At 39.6% G+C, this 5,557-nt stretch carries 5 protein-coding genes; 4 read left to right on the top strand and 1 reads right to left on the bottom strand.

Features of this window, described 5'->3' with window-relative positions; all coding sequences use genetic code 11:
- Positions 1-302 precede the first annotated feature (302 nt).
- The 4 genes from Q8907_12095 (at position 303) to Q8907_12080 (ending at position 4,181) form a co-directional block, all read left to right on the top strand.
- Positions 303-1,304: a hypothetical protein gene (locus tag Q8907_12095; protein ID MDP4275011.1), complete on the top strand. Its 1,002-nt coding sequence runs from the start codon at positions 303-305 to the stop codon at positions 1,302-1,304.
- Between the two features lie 99 nt (positions 1,305-1,403).
- Positions 1,404-2,534 (top strand): DNA polymerase III subunit beta, encoded by a 1,131-nt coding sequence (gene dnaN / locus Q8907_12090; protein ID MDP4275010.1) that lies wholly within the window; start codon positions 1,404-1,406, stop codon positions 2,532-2,534.
- 148 nt (positions 2,535-2,682) lie between these two features.
- Complete coding sequence (locus Q8907_12085) at positions 2,683-3,456, top strand: 3'-5' exonuclease (GenBank protein ID MDP4275009.1); 774 nt, start codon at positions 2,683-2,685, stop codon at positions 3,454-3,456.
- A 113-nt stretch (positions 3,457-3,569) separates the two neighbouring features.
- Positions 3,570-4,181, top strand: a complete 612-nt coding sequence (locus Q8907_12080) for a fumarylacetoacetate hydrolase family protein (protein MDP4275008.1) — start codon at positions 3,570-3,572, stop codon at positions 4,179-4,181.
- On the opposite strand, the gene Q8907_12075 is transcribed toward Q8907_12080, so the two are convergent.
- Complete coding sequence (locus Q8907_12075) at positions 4,155-5,417, bottom strand: NAD(P)/FAD-dependent oxidoreductase (GenBank protein MDP4275007.1); 1,263 nt, start codon at positions 5,415-5,417, stop codon at positions 4,155-4,157. The two genes, Q8907_12080 and Q8907_12075, sit on opposite strands and share 27 nt — an antisense overlap.
- Positions 5,418-5,557: the final 140 nt, after the last annotated feature.

Below are 5,557 nucleotides of genomic sequence, written 5' to 3'. Positions count from 1 at the left end.
GTTGTAACCGGAGTCTGTGCCCCTGCTGAAAAGGCAATGAACAAACCCAATGATAACAATAAAATGGCTTTTTTCATGATGAAGAAATTTAATTGTTTTATGTTTAGACAAAATATGTACATTATGGTTTAGTTTAACACTGGAGTTTAACATACTTTAACACTGATGAATTTCCTTCTCTTTCCCTCACATAAAATTTTCGATTAAATCTGGTTAAGTTTTATAAATTTCACTAGGTTTGTAATGGGTTTTAATTCTTTTCTTTATTATTGATATTAAATTACTTATATCTAATTTGTATTATGACTTTTAAGAAATACGCATGGTATCTTTTTGTATTGGTTGTTTTAATGATCATTGCCACCATTTTTTTCTATTCCAACAATAAAAGCACGCTGGGCACAGCATCAGCAGGTTTCGATATGCGCGATACAACATCGATTTCTAAAATTGAAGTAATCAAAAACGGCAAAACAATTGCTTTGACAAAAGAAAAAAATTGCTGGCTGGTAGACCAGAGATTTGAAGTAAGGCCAGATGCCATTAAAGCCATATACCGCGTTTTCGACGGGCTCAACATCAAAACCACAGTTCCCCGGAAACAGCTTTCAGAAGCCATGGACAGCCTGCAATCGGGCCGGCTGAAAGTAGTCTTTTACAAGCATACCAGGCCCTATAAAACTTACTGTTTCTGGGATAATTTAAAAATGGGGGCTTCGTGCATGCTGTCTACCGACAGTAAGAAACCGTATGAAATAGAATTACCCAATTATAATGGGCGGATAGCCGATCTTCTCGTTACCGACGAAAGTTACTGGCGCAACAATACTGTATTCCATTGCCTGCTTGATGATATCGAATCGGTTATAGTTGAATATCCCGATAAACAGAGGTCTTTCAAAATTGAAAAAGCCGGTAGCAATGAATTCTCCTTATTCCAGTTACAAACCAATAAGAAAATAGAAAAAACAGACCAGAACAAATTAATGACCTACCTTTCCTACTTTCATGATTTCAAATTTGAAAAATATGTTTCCGCAACCAGACCCGGGGAAAGGGATTCCGTGAAAGCAGGCAAACCCTATTGCAGCATCAGCCTTACAGACACAAAAGGGCATACGACTACTGTCAAAACATTTCCAATGGCATTGTCCGAGAAAATGGCAAAAAAAGTCGGCAAAAAACTTCCCTTTGATCCCTACAGGCTCTATGCCTACCTAAACAATGATAAGGATAAAGTCATACTAAAATATCTTGATTTTGATGTATTTATGCAGGAGATAAAAGATTTTATGAAAGATTAAAATTGGGCAATCATAATTTTTTTGTATAATTGATTTTTGAAATTCAGATATTAACAAAATTGAATATCAAGTAATTTAATAATTAAAAATTTAGGACAAATGAAATTTGTAGCATCGAGTACCGATTTATTAAGTCATTTACAGGCTATAAGCAAGGTCATTAACACCAAAAACACCCTGCCCATCCTGGACAATTTCTTATTTCGGTTGGAAAACAACGAATTAGAAATAACTGCCTCGGATTTAGAAACCACTTTGATCACTAAAATGACATTGGAAAATGCTTCCGGTGATGGAATTATTGCTCTCCCTGCCAAACTTCTTAACGACACTTTAAAGGAATTTCCGGAACAACCCCTGACATTTGATATCAATGACGAATCACTGGCCGTAACGATCAGTTCAGAAAACGGACAATTCAACATACCGGGGCAAAACGGAGTTGATTTTCCAAAAATCCCTGAAATCAAAGAAGATAAGAAATCCTCTGTCAGAATGGGCCATGACGTTCTTTTCACAGGAATAGACAAAACCCATTTTGCATCCGCTGAAGATGAGCTTCGCCCTGTAATGAACGGAATCTTCGTTGAATTGTCAACGGAATCTGTAACTTTTGTAGCTTCAGATGCCCACAAACTGGTACGTTACATCCGCAAAGATGTTAAAGCCGACAGTGAAGCCTCCTTTATTCTGCCCAAGAAACCGGCCACCCTGCTTCGCAGTATACTTCCAAAAGAAGAAAATGAAGTATTGGTTGAGTTTGACGACAAAAATGTTTTCATCCAGCTGACCGATTACAAAATGTTTTCCCGACTTGTCGAAGGAACCTATCCCAGCTATAATTCCGTTATCCCTACCGATAACCCCAACAAGCTGACCATAGACCGTCTCGATTTATACAATTCACTTCGCCGGGTTTCTGTATTCTCCAATCAGGCCAGCAACCTGATCAAAATGAATCTTACCGGAAACCAGGTTACTGTTTCCGCGCAGGACATTGATTTCTCCATTTCGGCTTATGAAAGGCTCAATGCCCAGTACGAAGGAGAAGATATGGAAATTGGATTCAAATCTTCTTTCCTTGTTGAAATCCTTTCCAACCTGGCGGTTCCTGAAGTGGTATTTGAATTATCAGATCCTTCTAGGGCTGGAATCATTGTACCGGCTGAAAACGAAAATCCCGACGAAGATATTTTGATGCTTATTATGCCCATGATGATTGGTGCATAATCGACTATACTAATTTATTATATTGATTGTCTGAAAAGTTTTTTCTGATTTTTTCAACTTTCCCCTTTATTACAGGAAATTTAAATTGATAAACAGCAGAACTTTTCAGACAATTTATTTTTGTTTTTTCTTATCACTTTAAATTTAAATGGAACTTAAGTTAAAAAACCCGTTGATATTTTTTGACCTGGAAACAACCGGCATCGATATCATTAATGACAGAATTGTAGAATTATCTTATTTAAAAGTCTTTCCCGACGGACATAAAGTTGAAAAGACCTATCTTATTAATCCCACAATCCCCATACCACCCAAAACCACCCAAATTCACGGGATCACCGATGAAGATGTCAAGGACAAACCTACTTTTGCCCAGATTGCCAACAACATCGCCAAGGATTTTGAAGGTTGCGACTTGGCAGGGTATAATTCCAACCGGTTTGATATTCCCCTGCTGGCTGAAGAATTTATCAGGGCAGAAGTGGACATTGATCTGAAAAAACATAAATTTGTTGATGTGCAGGTCATTTTTCATAAAATGGAACAACGTACCCTTAGTGCTGCTTACCAGTTTTATTGCGATAAAGTTCTTGAAAATGCACATACCGCTGAAGCCGATACCAACGCCACTTATGAAATTCTTAAAGCACAGCTCGACCGTTACAACGATAAAATAGAAAACGACATAGATAAACTTTCCGAATTTTCTGCTCAAACAAACAATGCTGATTTTGCAGGAAGGATTATTTATGATGAAGCAGGAAATGAAATTTTCAATTTCGGCAAACATAAAGGGAAAGCGGTTGTTGATATTTTCAAAAAAGAACCCAGCTACTATTCCTGGATGATGAACGGCAATTTCCCTTTATATACGAAAAGAGTTATTACGGCCATCAAAATCAGGGAGTTCAATAAAAAATAATCAAGAAACCTGTTGAATTTCTTTTCAGCATTTTATCAACCGGATCTAAATTTATATTTTGTATTGACAATCAGAAATAATATTCTGATTGTCAATGCGCTAAATCTTCTGCGATGAAAATTATCTGCATAGGACGGAATTACATAGAGCACGCTCATGAATTGAACAATCCTGTCCCCGAAACTCCTGTATTTTTCTTAAAACCGGACACGTCTATAATCAAGAACAACAGGCCCTTCTATTATCCTGATTTTTCGAAGGACATTCAATACGAAACAGAAGTAGTCGTAAAAATCAACAGGCTTGGGAAAACCATTGCACAAAAATTTGCGCACCGCTATTACGATGAAATTGGGTTGGGCATTGATTTTACTGCCCGCGATTTACAAAGGCGCTGCAAGGAAAAAGGATTACCCTGGGAAATAGCCAAGGCATTTGAGGGTTCGGCACCCATCAGTAAGTTTGTAAATAAAGACAGGTTCTCCAATGTTCAGCTGATTAATTTCCGTCTGGATCTAAACGGGGAAACCGTACAATCAGGAAACACAAAAGATATGATTTTTTCAGTCGATCGTATCATAGAATATGTTTCCCGCTTTTTTACCCTGCGGACAGGAGATTTGATTTTTACAGGAACCCCGGCTGGTGTTGGCCCGGTAAAAATAAACGACAGGTTGCAGGCCTACCTTGAAGATGAGCTAATGCTCGATTTCCTGATCAAATGATGCAGCTGCATTTCCTGCTGCCCAACCAGTAGAGAAGGCTATCTGAAGGTTATAACCTCCTGTATCGGCATCCAGATCAAGCAATTCACCCGCAAAATAAAGACCTTTAATAAATTTCGATTCCATCGTTTTGGGGTTCACCTGCTGCGTATCAACACCGCCGGCAGTAATAATTGCTTCTGCAAAAGAACGGTGCCCTGAGATTCCCAAAGTGAAATTTTTAAGCCAATATCTAAGTTTTTTCCTTTCGGCGGAAGAAATCTGGTTACACGGCTTATCGGCAGGAATGCCGACCAAACCTGCACAGACAGGAATCATTTTGGCAGGCAGTAAACCTTGAAGTACAGTTTTAAACATCATTTTGCCATGTTCATTCAAATCGCGCAACAACCGGGCATCCAGTTTTTGCTCGTCGAGAGCAGGCTTGAGATCGATGGAAATGCTTATTTTATTCCCTTTATTCATCTCCTCAACACAGGTCCGGCTAAGGGTAAGAATAATAGGTCCGGACAAACCAAAATGCGTGAACAGCATTTCTCCAAACTCCTCTGCAATTTTTTTTCCGTTTGACCACAATGTGGCCGTAACATTCTTCAGGCTTAATCCCTGCATATCCTGTGCAGCATAACCAGTGGTTTCTATAGGGACTAAGGAAGGGAAAGGCTCGTGAATGGTATGCCCCATCATGGATGCCAGTTTATATCCATCACCGGTGGAACCTGTAGCCGGATAACTTTTCCCGCCTGTGGCAAGAATAACCGACCTTGCCCGGATAATTTCCCCCTCTTTTGTTTTTACGCCCTGAATGCCTGAATCAGTTGCCAACAGTTCAGCAACCTGAGAATTGCACCTGATTTCAACCTTATTTTTTTTTGCCCAGCGAACGAGGGCATCCACCACATCCTGGGCTTTTTCACTGGCAGGGAAAACCCTTTGTCCTCTTTCGGTGACCGTAGGGACCCCGATTGCCTTCATGAAATCAAGCAGTTCGGTAGTAAAAAAGCCTGCAAAGGCCTGGCGCAGGAATTTCCCGTTTGGCTGAATATGCCCGATAAATTCAGAAACAGGCGAAAGATTTGTAAGATTGCAGCGGCCTTTTCCCGTAATTCGTAATTTCCGTGCAGGTTGGCCCATCTTTTCCAATACAAGCACTTTAGCCCCCCTGCTTCCTGCCTGACCTGCAGCCATGAGGCCTGCAGCTCCGCCTCCTATCACTATTACATCATAGTCTGTCACTGATCTGCTTATTATTTATGATTACGACTGCTAAAAATTTGGGACATTGCGATTATTGCTATCGCAGCCCATGCAACATTCAAAAAGGCCGAAGGAAAAGCGTGGTAAAAAATAGTATTGATTATTAAAAATACACTTCC

It is taken from the genome of Bacteroidota bacterium (genome assembly GCA_030706565.1).
Classification (GTDB): Bacteria; Bacteroidota; Bacteroidia; order Bacteroidales; family JAUZOH01; genus JAUZOH01.
Note: the sequence above shows the minus strand (reverse complement) of the source record. Positions and strands in the feature narration are given on the sequence as shown.